Here is a 20,853-nt window from a genome sequence, read left to right as displayed (position 1 = left end):
ATTTCACTCCTCTCACATTAGCGTATTGGGTCATGTACAGTAACAAGCTTTGTTCCATCTGGGAAAGTAACTTCCACTTGAATATCTTCAATCATTTCAGGAATTCCTTCCATAACATCATCTCTTGTTAGAATGGTTGCACCATATTCCATTAATTCTGCAACTGACTTTCCATCTCTTGCCCCTTCCATGACTTCATATGTGATTAAAGCCATAGCTTCAGGATGATTCAACTTTAGTCCTCTTTGTTTTCTTCTCTTCGCAAGATCAGCAGCCACTACAATTAATAGCTTGTCTATTTCACGCGGCAGTAATTGCATGTATAAATCCTCCTTAATCAGTACATATATACAAACATGTCCTTTTTCTTAATATTTGAAACGTTTAATAGTGAATTAGTTCAGAAAGAAAATAAGTAGCTCGCCACTTTCCATAAATGCAATCAAAAATCTCATACAGCCTTTGTGAAAAGGGTAACAAATAGAATTGTTTTTGACTTAGGTTATTGAATTGTTTGATTTTTTCGACTCTTTCCCTCCCTTTATTCAGTTGTTATAATGAGAATTTTATACGTTCGCTGTCCTCACTCCTTTCTTGTTTTGTGAAACCAGTAACAAAATAAAGCACTAATAAACCTTATTCCTAACGAAAAAAGCGACTACCTGTTGCCTAGATAAATATAATTTTTATTCTTAGGGTTTGATCAAGTGTGTGTGTCGTTCCATTATGAGTTGAGAAAGAGGTTCTCCTGAACGACGAATAGAGGAAAGTATTTCATTTACATCTGGTAGATCAACCAAGACGAATTGAGTATTATAAAATGATGATATCTTGCTATCTGAGCCTAAATCATGGGTAAGTTGATGAGAATTGTTCAAATCGATTTGTATAACAGCATTATTTTCTGTGCCCCCTTCCACCATATGCAATGCTTCCGAGGAAATCGATTCATCTTCGACTTTGTTGCTGAATTGCTCCTAGCCAATGATCAAGTCTGATTTGCAAGAATCATTTTCTACTCTATTCTACATAACACCGGGGGGAAATCAAGTTTAACGCATTTCCTATCAAACTCTCCAATAGGGAGCAAAGCAAACAGGACACTTTTTAAACAAAATGTCCTGTCTTGTGAAGAGTATAAAATTAGTTCAAAATCCGTATTCCGCTTCTTTCGCTTCTCGAATTTTCATATAGGTTTCTGTTAAAACGAGAGTATCTTCTACTAAGCGTTCAATCCGTAAAATAACATCATCATTAATAATTTCTTTACGGTAGAAATCCTTTTCCTCAATAAAAACATAGGTTTGAACAATTTGTGCTTTCATGTAAGACAATATTGGTTTTAACTGTTGCTCAGGTATTAAATAGTGCTTAGCTGAACCTGCCGTAACCAAGATACTTACCACTTTGTCTCTAAAAGCACTTATCGGCAGTAAGTCAAAAATGTTTTTTAATGTCGCGGGAATCGACGCCTGAAAGATGGGGGTTCCAATAATAATAGCATCTGCTTCCATAATCGTTTGAGCGACATACTTGGTATCTCCCTCATATTCTAAATAATTTCGTCCATCACTAAACTCTACTTCATACTCTGCTAAATCTATCACAACCGTATCCGAATTCGGGTATCTTTCTCGGAGCATTGTCATTGTGTAATCCATTGCAGTTCTTGTTTTTGACCCCACTTTTGATCCGGATAGTCCAACAATTTTCACGTTTTACACCTCTTTATTTTTTTGCTGTATATTTCCTAATAGCTGGAAGAATTTCTGTTCCAATGATTTCTATATTTTTCTGTACTTTATCAAAGGGTACTCCCCCGAAATCCATTTGCGCGATATATCTTTGATGGCCAAACACTTCATGCTGATAAAGGATTTTTTCAATAATTTGTTGAGGACTTCCGATGTTCATAATATTATGCGGATCGACCCCTTGCGCAAATAGTTGTTTTGAAAAGCCCTGTCCATTTGTGAGCTTCATCCCCTCGTTAATATGAGGATAATATTCTTTTAGAGCCTGTTGGGACGTTTCAGCAGCATAGAAGAAGCCAGCCGTTGCAACAGGTAATTCAGATGGATCAAAGCCATTTTGTTTAGCTGCTTCACGATAAGCATCAACCGTTCGTTTGAAAATAACTGCTGGTCCTCCTAAATGAGCCATAAACATTGGCACACCTGCATAACCAGCTTTAATTGCACTTGCAGGCGATCCTCCGACTGCCCGCCAAATCGGTAATATACCATTTTTCGGACGCGGAAGAATTTTTGCATTTTTCAATGGAGGACGAAATTCCCCGCTCCAATTGACGATTTCCTCTTCATTTATCTTTCTTAATAACTCGAACTTTTCCTCAAATAATTCTTCATAATCGCGGAGATTGTAACCGAGTAGATCAAATAAACCTACTCTAGATGCTCGACCTGCAATAATTTCAGCACGTCCGTTTGAGATTAGGTCAATTGTGGCAAAATCTTCATAGACTCGGACCGGATCCGAAGTACTGATAATTGTAGAAGAACTTCCAATTTTTATTTTATCTGTCGCTTGGGCAATACTTGCCAACATAACAGTGTGCGCTTGAGTTGCAAAATACTCTTGATGACTTTCTCCTACACTAAAAAAGTCGAGCCCTGCCTGTTCAGCTAATTTTGCATATTCAATAATTTCATGAACTCGTTCACTAGCTGAAACCCTCTCCCCTGTTAAGGGATTTGGCAAGTGATCCCCTAATGTATAAATACCAAACTCTAAACCTTTTTTAGGGTCAATGCGATATGTTTCCATTTATTTTTCACCTCTGGAACTATAATTATGATTATTAGTAGGATTTGACTGATCTGCGCTCATTTAGATATGGATCAGTCATTCTAGCAAATAGAGAACAGCGATCATCTCCTCTAGTATGTATTGTCCGGCGCAATTTTTTGACATACTTTGCTAACCTTCGACTCATTACTAGGAAATGAAGCCTATTGTATTAGCCATACTCAAATCCTCTATTCCATTTCCTCTTCATAATAAAGATAATATTAGGTCTTTTCATTTTATCCTTCCTATGCTATTGTAGTCGATAATGTCAAATTAAATAAGTACGCACTTTCAAGGTACATAGTATACAAAATGATACTTAGGAGGAGATAATATGGGAAAAGTGCCTGAAGAATGCCGTGTCGAAGATGCTCTTAGTATCTTAGTAGGGAAATGGAAACCGATTATTTTGCTGTATTTATTGCAGGAAGGCACCAAACGTTTTAGTGAACTTAAACGTAGTATGCCAGGAATCACCCAAAAAATGCTAACAAAACAATTGCGCGAACTAGAAGAGGAAGATATTGTGGAACGTGTTGTGTATCCCCAAGTTCCTCCCAAAGTTGAATATTCTGTAACAGAATATGGAAGAAGTTTAGAACCTATTTTAGAAGCTATGCATGAATGGGGAACAAACCATACACAGCATAAGCAGAGAAAAGCCGATCAGCAAAGTTCATAAGATGAGACATAGCAGGGAATTCGATCATTTAAAGACCGACCACATACCACCAATACGATCATAATTAAAACATGAAAATCAAATAACGTATTTTTGAAATGTTAATTTGAGACTGGGACAAAAGTTTTTTACACCAAAGAAAAACCGAACTACTAAGTACAATACCCCCTCCGGAAATTTACATCGCTATGATAATGCACCGTTCATCTTTGACGCTTAACATTTTAATTATGTACCGCCTCATTTCAACAAACAAAAAGGGATACCCAAGCGCCAAGAAGAATGACGTATTGGATATCCCTTTTTCTGCGTTATTTTTGAATTGCTTTAAGTTTAAATTGATAATGATAAGTTTGGTCAGCATATAATGTGAATTCTGGATGTGTTTTTTGGCTCCAACTATCATCGCCACCTACACCCATTTGTTTCAAGTTAACACGAACTACCGTTTTATCACTTTCCGGTAGTTTATATTGATGGCTTGCTTCCTCTAGTTCCGCTGGTAGGTAAGGAAGTACATTGACTTCCACCGTAGGCACTCCTGTAATTTCGATGCCTATTCCTCGTTCATCTGTCACAGCCGCCCATCTGACGTCTGTCTTATTCCCACATTCTTGTGGCTTGAGATAAGGAACATATTGCTCTTCAACTTTGCCTTGATAAAGGCCAATTTTGGCACTTTTGTGCTTATCCCAATAATTTTCATGTGGCCCTTTGCCATACCAATCAATGTTTTCGAAGTTAGAATCCATTGTAAATAACATTCCTACCTCTGGAATCTCCGGTAGACTTGCACCTGGTACTAAAGTAGAATCGACTAAAATTTCACCTGATAGGTCGATCGTATACTTTACTTCAACAGTTGATTCAGTTGAAGTCGGTAATTGATATTTTGCAGAAACGACTACTTGATCCTCGGATGTTTCAAATGTAAAGCTTTCTAGTTGTCGCTTTATTCCAGCTTCACGCCATGTCACACTGCGTTGGTCAAGCTGACTGCCCCGATCATTATCTGTCATAGCTCTCCAATAATTAGGACGCAATGGTGATTTCAATAACTCCTCACCAGCAAATCGATAGGATGATAGATCCCCTGTTTCCTTTTGAAAACAAACGATAAAGTTTTTCCCAGAAATCACTAAGTCCGTAGTTCCCTCTTCAACTTTTAATGAACCATCTTGAGACACTTTATTTTCGGGTTCTTTTTCGCGAAGGATAAATTGCTCAAATGCAACTTCATGCCCTTGTTCTGCCCAAATGGTAGAACTTTTTCTCAAAAGGTGAATCGTCAAAATGACTTCTCCTTTTTCCTCTATCCCAGCAAGGTTAAAACCAAGTTCAATATTTTTTGTTTCTAGTGGCTCTACATCGATATCGACTTCCCCAGTCCTAATCCGCTTGCCATCTGTTGTAATTTCGTAGCTCAATGTATAATCTCGTAAATTGGTAAAAAGATTCTTGTTCCAAACTTGAACAATTCCATTTTCAAGCTCTATAGCTTTAAATTCAGCATTTTGATAGCATTTTTTCACTTCGATTAACTTTGGAGTAATAGAACCGTCTGCAAAAATGAGACCGTTTCCGGAAAAGTTCCCATCATGTGGTGATTCACCAAAGTCTCCACCATAAGCTAAAAATTCAACGCCATCTTTTGTTTTAGTGCGTAATGCCTGATCACGCCAATCCCAAATGAATGCTCCTTGAAGAATGGGATATTGATCAAATAGCTCAGTATATTTAAATAAATTCCCATTAGAATTCCCCATCGCGTGGCTATATTCACAAATGATATATGGCTTTACTGGTTGATCAGAAGCTTCTGCTTCAAGAGCATATCTCTCCACATCAGCTGGTGGAATATACATTGTACTCTCTATATCAGACGCTGCTTCAGATGGGCGATAATGGAATACGCCTTCATAGTGAACTAAACGAGTTGGATCATTGTCTTTAAAGAACTGATACATTTTTAAGAAATTATCGCCCCCAAAAGACTCGTTCCCTAGGGACCAAATAATAATGGATGGATGGTTTTTATCACGTTGGAACATCGAGTTACAGCGGTCTAACACATTCTCTGTCCACTCCGGCTTACTACCTGGAACAGTATCCTCAAGTTCCTTCTGCCCATATCTCCACGTCCCATGTGTTTCTAAGTTATTCTCATCAATCACATATAATCCATATTGATCACAAAGTTCATACAGATATGGATTATTGGGGTAGTGTGATGTCCGAACTGCATTAATATTAAATTGCTTCATTAATTTAATATCGTGAACCATATCTTCATATTCGATAGCACGGCCTTTATCTGCATGAAACTCATGACGATTCACACCTTTAAATACGATTCGTTCTCCATTGATTTTCATTAAACCATCTTTAAGCTCAAATTTACGGAAACCTATCTTACAACTTATAGTCTCTAATATGTTACCCCTTTCATCTTCAAGAGATAAAACAAGAGTATATAAATTTGGCTGTTCTGCACTCCATTTGAGGGGATTTTCAATAAAAACGCTTGTATGAATTTCGCGCATTTCTTGATCACCCATATTAAGCTCAAGCATAGCAGGTTGCTTCATTATTTGATTTTGCGTTTGATCATACAACATCGCGCTGAACTTAATATTTTCGTCTGTTTGCTTTAAATAATTGCGAATCTTAGCCTCGATTTTCAATTCCGCATCACGATACTGTGCATCTAAATCCGTCTGAACAAAAAAGTCTTGAACATGAACAATAGGAGTCGTATAAAGATATACATCTCTGAAAATCCCACTTAAACGCCAAAAGTCTTGATCTTCGAGCCAGCTTGCATCACTCCAACGGTAAACTTCGACAGCAACTTTATTCTCACCATCCTGCAAATAAGGAGTGAGGTCAAACTCTGCCGGTGTAAATGTATCTTCACTATAGCCGACAAACTCTCCATTCACCCAAATATAAAAAGCCGACTCCACCCCTTCAAAATGAATATAAACAGGTTGCTTTTCCCACTGTTTCGGTAATGTAAAGGTTTGAATATATTGTCCTACTGGATTATACTTCGTTGGTGCAAAAGGTGGTTGAATATCTTCAGTCTCGCTCCATGGGTATCGTACATTCGTATATTGTGGATAATCATAGCCTTGTAATTGCCAATGAGCTGGAACTTTAATTGTATCCCAGTTACTACTATCGAAATTTGCTTTATAAAAATCCTGGCTTCTCTCTTCAGGAGTTTCAGAGAAAGAAAACTTCCATTGTCCGTTCAATGATTGATAGTTTTTAGAAGCTTGACGTTTCCCTCGTAAAGCCTCTTCTACTGTATCAAATGGCATTAAAGTAGCATGAGCCTCACATCGATTCAACTGAAAAATTTCCGGATTATTATTCCATTCTGGATAACCATTTTTAGGTGGAGTATAGCGGAACTTCTCTGCACTTTTCAACAATTCATAAACCTTCTTTCTTAATTTTTTGGGGACTGTCCCCCACTAGGGCAATGCGTTAAAGCAACGGGGGACAGTCCCCCTAATTTTACTTCACTGACCCCATCATACCAGCGACAAAATGTTTTTGCATTAAGAAAAATACTAGTGCTGTTGGTAAGGTACCAATGACGATAGCCATCATAATAACTCCAAAATCTGGTGAGTATCCTGAACCCAAGTTAGAGATAAGGAGTGGGATAGTTTGTTTACCAGGTGATTGTAAAACAACTAGTGGCCACAAATAATTATTCCAACTATTCATAAAGGTTATGATTGCAGCAGCAGCATATGTCGTTTTCATGGAAGGCATAAAAATTCGGAAAAAGACCCCGAGTTCCGACAATCCGTCTATTCTCCCAGCTTCCACCAATTCCTTCGCAAACATTTTCGTATTTTGTCGAAAGAAAAAGATTAGAAAGGCAGTGGTAATCGTTGGTAGAGCAGCGGCTGCTAATGTGTCAATTCCGATAAATGGTACTGTAGATGAAATGCCGCCAAACATCCGATAGAGAGGAACCATTAAAGCGGCAAACGGAATCATCATAGATAGTAGTAAGATATTAAAAAGAATATCTTTCCTTTTGCTTCGGTAAATTTCAAAACCATAGCCTGCTAATGAACCAATAACCAAAGCTAGAATAGTTGTTCCAATTGCAATAATGGCTGAGTTTGTTAAGGCTGTTCCCATATCAGCCGTCTCAAATAGATTTTTCATATTTTCAAATAAGTGACTTCCAGGAAGCAAACGTCCTTTCGTCACATCACTCGATGTATTGGTTGCACTAATAATCATCCATAAAAATGGAAAAATGGAGATAAATGCAGCTATCGATAAGAAAACATAGGCGAATACTCTTTTAAATGTTGTCAATTTCGATCACCTGCCGCTTTAAATTGTAGGGCTGAAAATAATACAATAAGTATTACGATAACAAAGGAAACAGCTGCTGCATAGCCAAAATCAGGCGTATACTTAAAGGATAAATTATAAATATATTGAGAGATGGAAACTGTAGCATTGCCTGGTCCACCTTTTGTGATATTCATAATTTCATCAAATAATTGCAATGTTCCAATCGTTGAAGTAATGGATGTAAATAAAATAATTGGTTTTAAAGCTGGAACTGTAATCTTAGTAAAGATTTGGAAGACATTCGCTCCATCTATTCTTGCAGCTTCATAAATTGATTGATCAATATTTTGTAAACCGGATAAATAAAATATCATATTATATCCCGTCCAGCGCCAAGTAATGGCAATAATGATCGTCACTTTTGCTAATACTGGATCTGTTAACCATTGAATTGGCTCAGAGATAAGTGAAATATTCAGCAAGAATTGATTAATAATGCCATCTTGTCCAAATAAATATTTAAAAATAATAGAGTATGCAACAAGTGAAGTCACGGCTGGTAAAAAGATCGCTGTGCGAAAAAAGCCTTTTAACTTTAATTTGGGATCATTTAGTAGAACTGAAAAGATTAACGCTAAAATGATCATAATGGGAACTTGAAAGATTAAATAAATAAAGGTGTTTTTTATGGCAGCAATAAAGGTTGGGTCTCCAAATAATCGAGTGTAATTATCCATTCCAACAAATTCTAAATTATTACCCATTCCTGATTTAAAAGATAAAATAAACGCTTGGATCATGGGATAAAAGTAGAAGATGACGATAAAAAACGTAGCGACTAAAACAAACGACCAACCAATCGTATTATTTTTAAACTTATTACTCATTATTCTCACTCCCTATACTAAAGCTCAAGCGCCTGCTGTAACTAGCTTAGGCGCTTGTTTAAGGATGAACAGCTAAGTTTGTGTCGTCATAACCTAACTCGCTGGCCTACGTACAAAACTTAAAAATGAAAAAGGATTTCATAAGATGAAGGGGGCAAGCCCCACCTCACTTTTATTTAGTCATTTATTTTAGCTGTGCTTCTGCTTGTTTTTGTGCGTTATCAAGTACTTCCTTGATATCTTGTCCATTCAAGTAATTTTGCATTTCGGCCACAAGGATGTCCTCAATCGCATATGTGTGCATACCATAATTTACACCAGGAATTTCTTCCATCCATTCGGAAAAATCTGCGACTGTTTCTTGTCCTCCAAAAAACTCAACCTTTTCTTTATATGCCTCACCTTTTGCAGCAGGAATATAGGTGCCAATCGCTCCAATTTCGGAAACGAGATCTTGATAAAAGTCTTCACTGGATCCGAATGTATTTGATAAGAGCTCAGCTGCTTTTTCTTTTCCATCAATATTTAAAACATAGAAAGAGCTTCCCCCTAAGTTTGATGCATTTACTGCATTCGGTACATTCAATCGCGGAATTGGAACGACAGCCCATTTTCCAGATTGTTCTTCTTCTGCTGTAATACTTGGTGTAATCCAGTTTCCTTGAGCAACAGTTACAACTTTCTCTTCACCAATTGTAGCTAATAATTGACTGAAGTCCGAATGGATACCCGCAATTCCTTCATCTAGCATTGTTTTATAGACTCGAAACGCATCAGCCATCGCTTCATTTCCTGCAAGATTCGGGGTAGTTCCATCATCTTTCAAATACCATTCACCTGCTGTTTGAATCATCATTCGAATAGTTCCTAGGTCATTAGGATCTACTGTTAACATTTGTTTTCCTGTTTTCTCTTTTACTTCCTTCCCCATATCAATAAACTCATCCCACGTAATATCCGTGAAATCCTCTACCGTAAATCCTGCTTCTTCAAGCATATCTGTTCTCACATACAAACCTGCAACACCAGTATCAAATGGGAGTCCATAAATTTTTCCATCTAAACTTGCGGATTCAATTTTATATTTTGCGAAATCATCTGGATTAATATAATCTGATAAGTCATAGAAGGCATCTGGATACGCTTGCAAGAAACTTTGAGCACGATAATCCTCAATTAATACAAGATTTGGCATCCCTTTCATCGTTCCAGAACTTAAGCCCGTATTTAATTTAGATATAATATCTGGTTGTCCGCTCTCAATAATATCTAAGTTGATCTCTTCATCGCCGGAGTATTTTTCTTCTGCTAATTTAAGTGCAGCAATATTAAATTTTGGATCCCATGCCCATGCTGTAATAGTATTAGGATCTTTCTTTCCGTTTCCTTCTGACTCTTTCCCTTCTTTTGAACCAGAACTACATGCTGCTAATACTAATATACTTGCAATAAGAATAAATAAAATTTTCTTCATCTTCTAAACCTCCCATTAATTGAAAGCGATTACTTTACCTTACAATTAAAATTGTAGCATGCATAAAAAAAGATCGTTAGAACGATCTTTAGATAAAGCTTTGACTTTATTTTGATGTTTTGAAAGCGAATACTTATAATTTGGATTTTATTTTGGTATTTGTATTTTATTTAGATTTAATGACAGGAAGACGTATCCTAATCCTTGTTCCTTTTCCTAATATGCTATCTACCTCTATACCATATTTCTCTCCATATAAAAGTTGAATTCTTTCTTGGACATTAAGAATACCAATCCCTGAAAAGAAATGACGCTTTCCCTTTGATTTTGGCAGATTGCTCCGTGATTCTATTTCCATCCCATCCCCATTATCGACAACTTCGCAAAGCAACTCCTCTTCCCTTTGAGAGATGAGTAATTGGATATATCCTTCTTTCTTTTGATTAAACCCGTGAAAAAAGGCATTTTCGATAAAGGGTTGAATCATTAACTTAGGAACTTCACACGCTAAACATTCGGGAGAAATAAAATAATGCATTTTTATTCTATCGCCATAACGCATTTGATTAATATATACGTAATTCTTTAAGTTATCCAGTTCTTGTTCCACCGTATTTGTCTCATTAATATTCCCTATCGTGTTTTGGAGTAATGATATTAGAGCATGAATCGTTTCAACCGATTTTTCCCGATCCCCCTGTTGAACCATAAATTTTACAGATGCCAATGTATTATATAAAAAATGCGGATTAATTTGTTGTTGTAAAGCCTCTAACTCTGCATTTCTCTGTTTCTTTTGCGTTTCGATTAATTGCTCAACATACTCATGGAGCTCATCCAACATATAATTAAATGATTTTGCCAATTGTTTAGTTTCATAACTACCTGATTCAGTTACATAAAAATCAAAATTACTTTTACTCATATCAGAAATTTCCTTTACTAATCCTGATAATGATTTCGTCATTCTACGAGAAATTAGAAAAACAATACAAAGTGTAATTAAGACAATAATAGCGCTAATGAAAACAATGGTTTTTTTGTCCACCAAATTCTTTTGTACATTTTCACGATCGATCAAATTAATTAAATACATATCAAATGTTGGTAAGTAGCTTGAAAACAACAAATAATCTTTGTTAAATACGTTTACTTGCTTCAATTCTAAATTATGATTCTCAATATCTTTTACCTGTTTTAATAAATCACTTTCATTCTGACCAATTATAGCCTTTTTATTACTTGATACAACCCTTCCAGACTGGTCCATTAAATACACATCATTTCCATTTCCTGTATACCTCGAATACATTTGCCTAAAGTCATTTTCCCGCAATGAGACATAAATCACTCCATAAATATGGTTATTAGAGCGATCCATTAATGCTTTGGTTGCGACAATCGATGGGATTGCCGTATCGACGGGATCTTGAGATGCATATTGATAGAGAATTTGATTTGGATTTTTATAAGCATTTAATGTAATGGCGTGCTCACGTAATATTTCCTGTGGAAATGGCCATTTCACATAATTGGTCGAGAAAGAGCGATTATTCTCTCCCATAAGCACAATATTAACTCCATCATGGTTTAGTAATGAATCATAATAGTCCATTTGTTGTTTAATCTTATAAGTAGCCTTTGCTAATGCAATTGGTTCCGTATTTTTATCGATCAAAAAGTTTTTAACGGTTCCGCTTTGTTGTGCTTGATGCATAACAGAAGCAGTTGAATAACTATAATTTTCAAAATTCGAAGTGATTTGTTCAACCACCTTTGCATTTGTAATGCTAAATTGATCGATAAATAGCTTTTCAGACATCTGAATCATGGCGAATGTAATACAGATAGAAACCGTCACAATGCTTGTCACCATGACAAGAAACATTTTAAAAAATAAACTGTTTCTTTTAAATTTGCCTATATAATTTTTTATCATCTTTATCCATTCCTATCAAATGCATGTTTCAAAAGAATCAAGCTAGTGAAAGCAAGTATCTCTCCTGTGAGAAGTGAGAGTTCGGCAAGGCCCCAGAAGGCGAAGCCCGAGGTGACTTGCCACTAGGAAACGCAGGCTAAGTTCGCGCCGTCCTGGCCGTAGAGTCAAAGCGCAACTTCACCTACACTAGTACTTCCTTGTACGTCGCAACGCCTGCATGACCACATCCTGTAGGCCTTCGGAAAGCAAAGTATATTTCTGGAGCGGAGGTATATCCCCTCTAGTCGTTCGTTTTTTCTTTGGTAAAAATACTGTCCCTGCCTCTTTTTGGCACTTATATAAGCGAACTTTTCCGATATTTACTCGGTGACATTCCTGTCATTTTTTTAAATACTTTACAAAAATAACTATGGTCCGAATAGCCAACAAATCCACTAATCTCTGAAATCGAAACATTTTTGTTTTCCAAATAAGATTTTGCTTTCTCGATCCGAATTTGATTAAGATATTCATTAAATCCAATTCCATGATGTTGACTAAAGTAGGTGGATAAATAAGATGGATTAAAATGAAAATGATTTGCTAAATCAGCTAAACTAATTGGTTCGTTATAATGTTGATCGATATACTCCAATAGTTGCGGCATATTTGACTGATTTTGAGTGTTCATTTGTGAAGTAATCAAATTTTGAACTTCTTCTAAAAAGTTGGTAAAGCAATCTTTTGCACTTTTACTATTGTCTGCTTCATTTAACATTGCAAAGTATTGGTATCTATCTTGCTGCATTTGATTCAGGTCAAATTTCATCCCCTCTAAAAGGAGCGTAATGTTGAAAATTATATTTCCTAATATTGCTTTAAATTCATTTTCATTTACAGTATATTGGTGAGTTAGATATTCAGTATATTGATTCAGTTCTTCAAAAGCCTTCTCAAAGTCACGCCGCTTAAATACATCAATAAAACGATTCAACTCAAAGCTACTTTCTTCTGGAACCTCTGGTAATTCTCTTAACATTAAAAAGTTTTGTTCAGGAAAATAAAATCGATAGCTTCTTAAACGTTTTAACTCATCTTCATAATGCTTTTTTAATTGTGCCATTTCTTTAAATGGCTCACCAAGTAACCAAATTATGGAGTGTCCTATTTTTTCTGACTTCCCTGCTACCTTTTTAATAGTAGCAATAAGCGATGAAAACTCTTCCTTATCTATGTTAATAATATAGGAAAAACTGCGATCTTCTAACAGAATCGGATAATAATTAAAATCGGCTAAGACGTAAGGAAGTTGTTCCATGATATTCTTTTTCACTTTATGAATATCCTTCACTAATTTTAGATCAATTTCCATAAGACAAAAGTGACTTTTGGGAAATGATTCATACTCTAATTGTTTCTGATTAATCGGTTCATAACCGGCCATCAAATAACGGATCCAATCTTCCGTCGTGGTAATTGATTGGTTAGACAAATCTAGATCAAAATTTGGCAAGCGCCGTAATGCCTGTTTGAGAGCCCTTAATAATTCCGGTCCTTCTAGTTTAGGTTTCAATATATAATCAGCCACACCACTTTGAAAAGTCGAACGAACATAATCAAAATCACTGAAACTACTTAAGATAATAACTTCAATTTCCGGATATTCCTCTTTCACCTTTTTAGTTAGTTCAATCCCATCCATAATCGGCATCACAATATCTGTAATGATAATATGAGGAGGTGTTTTTTCGATAATATTGAGAGCCTCCTCTCCATTAGAAGCCTCTCCAATAATGACAAATCCTTCCTCATCCCAATTTACATAGTGCCTAATACCCTGTCGAATTAATACTTCGTCGTCGACAATAAGTACCTTACATCGTTCCTGCTCCATCATTTTATATCCTCTTCCTGTTTCCTCATAATAAATTGTCAAGGCACCCAACATTATAACATTTTCTGCTAAAAAATTTTCGGATACTGTTTCTCCTTTACCAAGATAACCCTTCCCGTCTAATTCTTATTATTCATCAGTTCATTCATAACATGCTTACTTTTTTCGCGTGAGAATCTTCATCTTCTTTAAGACAATCCAAGCATAAGTAGTCAGCAATTATCGTTACAACTTTTTGCCAATAAAAATATCCCCCTTTATATGTTTAGCTGGATTAGCAACTAAACGTATAAAGAGGGAGGAAATTTTTATCTAATATACTCTATTACCAGTCTGTATGGAAAGTTCCTTCTTTATCGACTCTTTCATACGTGTGCGCACCAAAATAATCTCGTTGCGCTTGAATAATATTCGCTCCACTATCAGATGAGCGATAACCATCATAAAAGGATAAGGCCGCGCTAAAGCATGGTAAAGAAAGACCATTCTCAAACCCTTTAATCACAACTTTCCTTAAAGATGACTCCATTTGATTCGCTTTGTCCATAAAGAAAGGAGCTAATAATAGATTAGTGACCTCTTGATTTCCCTTATAAGCATCACTAATATCATTAAGGAAGTCTGCTCTTATAATACAACCACCACGGAAAATCAAAGCAATTTCGCCTAGATCTAGTGCCCAGTCTTTTTGAACAGAAGCCGATTTATATTGGTAAAATCCTTGGGCATAAGCACAGATTTTCCCCATATATAAAGCTTCTTTAACGAATTGAATCCATGCTTCCTTATCCGCTTCATCTTTAACAAGCTTAGGACCTGTTAAATGCTGCTCCGCATAGGTTCTCTCTTCTTTTAAAGAAGAAAGGTAGCGAGCAAAGACGGACTCTGTCAGTATCGAAGATGGCACACCTAAATCTAATGCATCTTGGCTTGTCCATTTTCCCGTACCCTTCTGACCAGCTTTATCTAAAATGACATCAACCATTGGCTTTCCTGTTTCCTCATCCATTTTGGTCAAAATTTCCGAGGTAATTTCCATAAGATAGCTCTTTAATTCTGTTTCATCCCAAGACTTAAATACTGTTGCAATCTCTTCTACCGTGAGTCCAAGCTTTTTGCGCAAAAATAAATAGGCTTCGGTTATCAATTGCATATCTGCATATTCAATTCCATTATGCACCATCTTCACATAATGACCAGATCCTGCCGGTCCAATATAAGTACAACAAGGCTTCCCATCTACTTTTGCTGCAATTTTTTCCAAAATTGGGGCCACTTGTTTATAAGCATCTGGATCTCCACTCGGCATAAGTGCCGGACCATGTAAAGCCCCTTCCGCTCCACCTGATACCCCTACACTAATAAAATGAATTCCTTGTTCTTCTAACTGTTGATATCTGCGATTAGAATCATGAAAATCGGAATTTCCTCCGTCCATAATGATATCGCCTGGTTCCAATAAAGGGATAAGTGACTGAATGACCGAATCCACAATTGGACCAGCTGTCACCATCATAAATATTTTACGTGGTTTTTCTAGTGAATGAACAAAACTTTCTAAGTTAAAATGAGCAGACACTTCTGGATGAGAATACCCATCCAGAAATGCATCCGTTAAATCCCTAGTATAATTAAAAATGGCCACACGTTCTCCATTATGGAGCATGTTCTTAGCTAAATTCGCTCCCATTACACCTAAACCATAAACACCTATTGTATTTTTCACCTATCGTTCCATCCTTTATACAAACAAATTTATGACTAATACACCAGCAAGACCTACAACCGAAATGATTGATTCAAGCAATGTCCAAGTGGCAAAGGTCTCTTTTAAATTCAAGCCAAAAAATTCTTTAAACATCCAGAATCCTGCATCATTGACATGAGAAGCAATTAAACTACCAGCCCCTGTGGCTAGCACCATTAAAGCAGGATCCACACCCGTTCCTTGCATCAATGGGATGACAAGCCCAGCTGTTGTAAGAGCTGAGACTGTGGCAGAGCCTAATGCAATTCTTAATATTGCTGCTATAATCCAAGCTAATAATAATGGGGACATGGAACTACCTTCAAATATGGCAGCAACAGCATCACCAACTCCACCATCAATTAATACTTGTTTTAGTACACCGCCACCACCAATGATTAATAGCATCATACCAATAGCGCGAATTGACTCTTCCGCGGATTGCATCACTTTCTTCATTGGAATATTACGCTTGATTCCCATCGTATAAATAGCTAACAAAACGGAAATTAATAAGGCAGTCGTTGGTTGTCCAATTAAATGAATAATCTTAAAAAGCATATTATCCGATACATTTCCAAGATCTTGAATTAAATCAACAATCGTAGATATCGCCATGAGTAAGACTGGAAATAATGATGTTAAAACACTTATGCCAAATCCAGGTGTATCCTTGAGATCAAATGTCTTTATTTCTCCCAAGGAGTCAAGATTCCCTTGTTTCTCAAATGAAGCTGGGATAATTTTTCGAATCACTTTCGTAAATAATGGTCCAGCAATGATTACTGCTGGAATTGCAATGATGATACCATAGATTAATACCATTCCAATATTTGCGTCATATTGCTGAGCAATCACTGTTGGGCCCGGATGAGGAGGTAAAAATCCGTGTGTAGCCGATAAAGCTGTTGCCATTGGAATTCCTAAATATAGCGGTGACATCTTTAACTCTTTCGCGATTTGGAAAATAATGGGGATTAATAAAACAAGCCCAACTTCAAAGAACAAAGCAATCCCGATTATAAAGGAAGCAATCACAACCGCCCACTGAATATTCTTTTCTCCAAACTTATCAATTAAAGTAGTAGCAATACGCTGGGCACCCCCCGCATCTGCCACTAATCTTCCGAGTATCGCACCAAAACCAAAAATCAAAGCAATGCTGCCGAGGGTTCCCCCCATCCCGCCTTCGATCGACTCAACTATCTTATCTAATGGCATACCGAGTGCCAAAGCGACAAGAAAAGCGGTAATAATGAGTGAGATAAATGTATCAAGCTCCAGCTTGGTAATTAGAAGTAATAAAACGATCACTCCTAATGCAACAATAATTAGTGGAAGGTAATGTTCCATTTTCTTTTTCTCCTATCATGGTAGTCTTTAACCGTTGTTCAAGAAGCCCATCATAGTATCGCTCGAACTTTTTTGAACACGTCACTGTTGTATAATGTAATCAATTATTTTGATTTAATCTCGTTTGATATTGCGCGATTTTCTCGTACTCACTTAGCATGGCACGTGAAATACTGATAAAAATGGGCATTAATTGTTCATATTCCTTTGTATTTTCTTGAATTGGAGTATGTTTATGGCTTGTTCCAACTAAGTCCTCAACAACATCAAATGAGTCGATTTTTCCTAATGCGTATAATCCTAACAGACAAGCACCAAGGCAAGATGACTCATGACTTTCTGGTACAACCACTTCTCGGTCAAAAATATCGGCCAACATTTGTCTCCATAAGGGCGATCTAGCAAATCCACCCGTTGCTTTTAATGAGGTCACAGGCTCGTCCATGACTTCAACTAATGCTAAATAGACTGAATATAAATTGAAAATAACGCCCTCTAGAGCCGCCCGTACCATATGCTCTTTTTTATGACTTAATGTTAATCCCATAAAAGAGCCTCTAACATTAGCATTCCATAATGGAGCCCTTTCACCTGATAAAAACGGATGGAATAGTAAGCCATTTGAACCTGCTGGGACACGACTGGCAATTTTTGTGAGAACATCATACGCATCCATTCCTAAACGTTTCGCTGTTTCCACTTCGCTGGCAGCTAATTCATCACGAACCCAGCGAAAGATCATACCACCATTATTAACAGGGCCACCAATCACCCAATGATCTTCTGTCAAAGCATAGCAAAAGATCCGCTCTTTAGGATCTGTCTGTGGTTTCGGTATTACCGTGCGGATTGCACCACTTGTTCCAATCGTAACAGCGACTTCTCCTTTTTTTAACGCGTTTACACCAATGTTGGATAAAACGCCATCACTCGCTCCGATTACAAATTTAGTTTCAGGCAAAATGTTCATCTTCTCCGCGTATTTCGGGTCACAACCTGTTACAATTTCCTTCGTTGAGACAAGGCGTGATAATTTCTCTTCTGAAATCCCGGCTACTGCTAACGCTTCTTTATCCCATTCCAGTGACTCAAGGTCCATCATACCCATACATGATGCAATAGAATGGTCGACAAGATATTGCTTAAAGAATTGGTAAAAAATATATTCTTTAATCCCGATATACTTTTTCGTTTTACGAGAAATTTCGGGGCAATCTTGTTCAAGCCAAGTAATTTTGCAAAGCGGTGACATCGGATGAATTGGTGTTCCTGTTCTCCGATAAATTTCATGACCGTTCATTTCTTCTTTTATTTTCTGTACCCATTTAGCACTGCGATTATCAGCCCAAGTAATACAGTTTGTTAACGGTTGATTATTTTCATCCACCGCAATTACACTATGCATGGCACTACTAAAAGAAATAAAAGATAAATTTTTAGGATCTATTTTTGACTTTTTCATAACGTTCCCAATTGATAATAGAACCGCCTGAAAGATCTCTTCTGGATTCTGTTCAGCTGTTTCACTATCAGGTGTATATAACTCATATCCATTGTTTTCTACGGCTAGTATTTCACCTGTTTCACGATACAATACAGCTTTTGTGCTCGTTGTACCAATATCGACACCTAACATATATTTATTTTTATTCATGATACATACTCGCTCTCTTTAGAAATATAGGGTTACTCCATAAATCATCTGATTGTTTGTGCACATCATTAAAGTTTTTATAAAAAGCTTCATCCACTAATCGTTCATCTTTGTTCTCAATCGCTTGAATCAGTAACTCGTGGTTTTGAATCACACGGTCAAAATCCTCTTTATTCTCTTCCATCCGATGTCTCATCGATAATAAAACAAGACACTCCATAATGGGCCGCAAATTAGACCAAAGAATTTCTATGTGTCGGTGGTGGATTGAGGTGATGATTTTCTCGTGAAACTCTATATCCCTGAATGAAAATTCATCCGCATCATTATATTTAACCGCAATTTTCATCATCTCTAAAATTTTATTTAATTGATTGATTAATGAAGCCGTTTCAGACTTTAGCAATCTTTTAAATACAAAGGATTCAATAATTAGCCGAATATCATAGATTTCATCAATGTCTTTTTCTGAAATACCAATGACATTTGCTCCCATTCGTTTCTGTTGGACCAAACCTTCTTTTTCTAGCAGTTTAAGCGCATCACGAATTGGCGACCGACTCATATTGTATTCTTGAGATAATTTATTTTCGGAAAGGATCGCTCCTTCATTGATATCCTGGGAAATAATTCTCATTCTTAAATCCGCTATCACCCGTTCACCCATTGAGGATTCCGTTAATCTATTTTGCGGATAGAACCTTTTCATAATTTCACCTTCTTCTTGTATAGCTGTATACAAGTATACTAACATAATGATTTTAGATTGTATATTCGTTAAAGCATGATAATTCCCGCCTTGAAAGACACAAAAAAAGGCTGGGAAGCCCAAGCCCTTATCTACATTGGTATAAGTACAATTTCAGATATTTCTAATAGGGAAATGTTTATAACTTCTGAATCTTCCCTAAAAATACTTTTCTTATATAATTTTAATTTTCTTTAATTTCTTTCCCTTCGAAATCATTTGTCCGATTTTGTTTTCTTTTATGAAAATAAATGAATCCAACGATGAAAAATAAACCAATAAGCATCATATATAGCATCCATTCAATATAAGTCACCATATTCAATAGATCGATTCCATTGGTCCCCTGAATGAATACATTATATGGATCCGAATTACGATATGAAATAGGAACATTTTGATAAGCTTCGTATTTGTTATAAGTATGTCTCGTCACTGCCTTCACTACTCTTATATCCTCACCAGCTTTGCTTGTATATTCTAATGTAAATTCATAAGAAGAATCTTGATATTTCTTATATGAAATATCCGCATGTTTCTCTGTAATTACCGCCTCTGTCTTCGTTTGCGCTATCGGGATAATTTTATGAAAGAGATTAGACAAATATCCGGTGGAAAAGTAAAGTACTACGGCAATGGCAAGAACCTTAAAACACCAACCAATCATCTTCCAGATGAACTTACCGAGTGACTCATCTAGACGTGTGAAAAAGCGGTCGACAATTTTTATTTCTAAGATTAGCGCAAAAAAGAGGACCAATGCTAATAAGCCAAAAATAGTAATACCTAGTAAATAAAAGATACTATCGAATAAAAAGTCACGGATCGTTGAAAAGTCTTTCCCCGTGGAAAAGCCGTTAATTTTATCCCCGACTTCAAGGTTCTTCATTTGTTTTTTCGATATTCGGTTTAAATACCCTTTAAAAGTTGCTTCTTCCCTTCCATCATTTAAATCGACTTTAACATAATAAGCTGGTGCTAAAAACAAACCTTTTTCAGCTGTTTTCCCTATGATCGTTGCTTCTTCTTTCTCTGCATTTAATAAATTATAATCATCAATATAATCGGTGATCAGTGCAACAGTTCCTACAACAAATAATAAAATTAATCCTATATAACCTAAAATCTCTCCAGCTTTTTTTAACAAACGATACACCTCTTTTAGGAAATCCTACTGCACTCAGCATAAACGAACCCCTTTTTAATTTAAATAGGAAATTCGATATATGAACGAAGCTTTAGACCTACATTGAGAACCAATCGAGTAGGAGGCTAATCATTAATTGATTAGCCGACCTCTCACACCACCGTACATACGGTTCTCGTATACGGCGGTTCAATAACTTAAGTATC

Annotated in this window: 16 protein-coding genes; 1 reads left to right on the top strand and 15 read right to left on the bottom strand. The window is 36.4% G+C overall.

Annotated features, from left to right (window positions below; all coding sequences use genetic code 11):
- Nucleotides 1–17 precede the first annotated feature (17 nt).
- From J2Z23_RS16570 to J2Z23_RS16555, 4 genes are all read right to left on the bottom strand, one after another.
- The gene (locus J2Z23_RS16570; protein ID WP_057987040.1) at nt 18–320 is read right to left on the bottom strand and encodes an urease subunit gamma; all 303 of its coding nucleotides are present in this window, start codon (nt 318–320) and stop codon (nt 18–20) included.
- 372 nt (nt 321–692) lie between these two features.
- Nucleotides 693–923: a hypothetical protein gene (locus J2Z23_RS16565; RefSeq protein ID WP_064467845.1), complete on the bottom strand. Its 231-nt coding sequence runs from the start codon at nt 921–923 to the stop codon at nt 693–695.
- A 225-nt stretch (nt 924–1,148) separates the two neighbouring features.
- Nucleotides 1,149–1,715 (bottom strand): NADPH-dependent FMN reductase, encoded by a 567-nt coding sequence (locus J2Z23_RS16560; RefSeq protein ID WP_057987036.1) that lies wholly within the window; start codon nt 1,713–1,715, stop codon nt 1,149–1,151.
- A 13-nt stretch (nt 1,716–1,728) separates the two neighbouring features.
- A complete protein-coding gene (locus tag J2Z23_RS16555) occupies nt 1,729–2,787 on the bottom strand; it encodes an LLM class flavin-dependent oxidoreductase (protein WP_057987034.1) in 1,059 nt (352 codons plus the stop codon).
- Between the two features lie 358 nt (nt 2,788–3,145).
- On the opposite strand from J2Z23_RS16555, the gene J2Z23_RS16550 reads away from it, so the two are divergent.
- A complete protein-coding gene (locus J2Z23_RS16550) occupies nt 3,146–3,493 on the top strand; it encodes a winged helix-turn-helix transcriptional regulator (RefSeq protein WP_057987032.1) in 348 nt (115 codons plus the stop codon).
- Between the two features lie 311 nt (nt 3,494–3,804).
- Here the strand turns inward: J2Z23_RS16550 and lacZ are convergent, their stop codons facing one another.
- From lacZ to J2Z23_RS16495, 11 genes are all read right to left on the bottom strand, one after another.
- Nucleotides 3,805–6,933, bottom strand: a complete 3,129-nt coding sequence (gene lacZ / locus J2Z23_RS16545) for a beta-galactosidase, LacZ type (RefSeq protein ID WP_064467648.1) — start codon at nt 6,931–6,933, stop codon at nt 3,805–3,807.
- Nucleotides 6,934–7,018: 85 nt separating this feature from the next.
- On the bottom strand, nt 7,019–7,843 hold the full coding sequence (locus J2Z23_RS16540) for a carbohydrate ABC transporter permease (protein ID WP_057987027.1): 825 nt from the start codon (nt 7,841–7,843) through the stop codon (nt 7,019–7,021).
- Complete coding sequence (locus J2Z23_RS16535; RefSeq protein WP_057987025.1) at nt 7,840–8,712, bottom strand: carbohydrate ABC transporter permease; 873 nt, start codon at nt 8,710–8,712, stop codon at nt 7,840–7,842. The genes J2Z23_RS16540 and J2Z23_RS16535 overlap by 4 nt, the downstream gene beginning before the upstream one ends.
- Nucleotides 8,713–8,896: 184 nt before the next feature.
- The gene (locus tag J2Z23_RS16530) at nt 8,897–10,186 is read right to left on the bottom strand and encodes an ABC transporter substrate-binding protein (protein ID WP_209974611.1); all 1,290 of its coding nucleotides are present in this window, start codon (nt 10,184–10,186) and stop codon (nt 8,897–8,899) included.
- 166 nt (nt 10,187–10,352) lie between these two features.
- Entirely contained in the window at nt 10,353–12,074 is a 1,722-nt protein-coding gene (locus J2Z23_RS16525; RefSeq protein WP_238482820.1) for a sensor histidine kinase, read from the bottom strand.
- Nucleotides 12,075–12,459: 385 nt separating this feature from the next.
- Entirely contained in the window at nt 12,460–14,040 is a 1,581-nt protein-coding gene (locus J2Z23_RS16520) for a response regulator transcription factor (RefSeq protein ID WP_165602786.1), read from the bottom strand.
- 283 nt (nt 14,041–14,323) lie between these two features.
- Nucleotides 14,324–15,724 (bottom strand): decarboxylating NADP(+)-dependent phosphogluconate dehydrogenase, encoded by a 1,401-nt coding sequence (gene gnd, locus J2Z23_RS16515; protein WP_064467651.1) that lies wholly within the window; start codon nt 15,722–15,724, stop codon nt 14,324–14,326.
- Between the two features lie 15 nt (nt 15,725–15,739).
- Nucleotides 15,740–17,098 carry a gluconate:H+ symporter gene (locus J2Z23_RS16510; protein ID WP_209974609.1) on the bottom strand — a complete coding sequence of 453 codons (1,359 nt, stop codon included), beginning with the start codon at nt 17,096–17,098 and terminating at the stop codon, nt 15,740–15,742.
- Between the two features lie 100 nt (nt 17,099–17,198).
- A complete protein-coding gene (gene gntK / locus J2Z23_RS16505; RefSeq protein WP_057987342.1) occupies nt 17,199–18,734 on the bottom strand; it encodes a gluconokinase in 1,536 nt (511 codons plus the stop codon).
- A 10-nt stretch (nt 18,735–18,744) separates the two neighbouring features.
- Nucleotides 18,745–19,461: a GntR family transcriptional regulator gene (locus J2Z23_RS16500; protein ID WP_209974606.1), complete on the bottom strand. Its 717-nt coding sequence runs from the start codon at nt 19,459–19,461 to the stop codon at nt 18,745–18,747.
- 223 nt (nt 19,462–19,684) lie between these two features.
- A complete protein-coding gene (locus J2Z23_RS16495) occupies nt 19,685–20,647 on the bottom strand; it encodes a hypothetical protein (protein ID WP_057993865.1) in 963 nt (320 codons plus the stop codon).
- Between the last annotated feature and the right edge of the window lie 206 nt (nt 20,648–20,853).

It is taken from the genome of Lederbergia galactosidilytica, assembly GCF_017873565.1.
Lineage (GTDB): Bacteria > Bacillota > Bacilli > Bacillales > Bacillaceae_C > Lederbergia > Lederbergia galactosidilytica.
The sequence above is the reverse complement of the archived record's forward strand: the minus strand, read 5'-3'. Positions and strand labels throughout refer to the sequence as shown.

What these genes read in the sequence shown, in the direction of transcription:
- J2Z23_RS16500 (WP_209974606.1), bottom strand. Translation starts at nt 19,461, where the DNA reads ATGAAAAGGTTCTATCCGCAAAATAGATTAACGGAATCCTCAATGGGT.
- J2Z23_RS16535 (WP_057987025.1), bottom strand. Translation starts at nt 8,712, where the DNA reads ATGAGTAATAAGTTTAAAAATAATACGATTGGTTGGTCGTTTGTTTTA.
- J2Z23_RS16525 (WP_238482820.1), bottom strand. Translation starts at nt 12,074, where the DNA reads ATGTTTCTTGTCATGGTGACAAGCATTGTGACGGTTTCTATCTGTATT.
- J2Z23_RS16555 (WP_057987034.1), bottom strand. Translation starts at nt 2,787, where the DNA reads ATGGAAACATATCGCATTGACCCTAAAAAAGGTTTAGAGTTTGGTATT.
- J2Z23_RS16530 (WP_209974611.1), bottom strand. Translation starts at nt 10,186, where the DNA reads ATGAAGAAAATTTTATTTATTCTTATTGCAAGTATATTAGTATTAGCA.
- gntK (WP_057987342.1), bottom strand. Translation starts at nt 18,734, where the DNA reads ATGTTAGGTGTCGATATTGGTACAACGAGCACAAAAGCTGTATTGTAT.
- J2Z23_RS16565 (WP_064467845.1), bottom strand. Translation starts at nt 923, where the DNA reads ATGGTGGAAGGGGGCACAGAAAATAATGCTGTTATACAAATCGATTTG.
- J2Z23_RS16550 (WP_057987032.1), top strand. Translation starts at nt 3,146, where the DNA reads ATGGGAAAAGTGCCTGAAGAATGCCGTGTCGAAGATGCTCTTAGTATC.
- J2Z23_RS16510 (WP_209974609.1), bottom strand. Translation starts at nt 17,098, where the DNA reads ATGGAACATTACCTTCCACTAATTATTGTTGCATTAGGAGTGATCGTT.
- J2Z23_RS16570 (WP_057987040.1), bottom strand. Translation starts at nt 320, where the DNA reads ATGCAATTACTGCCGCGTGAAATAGACAAGCTATTAATTGTAGTGGCT.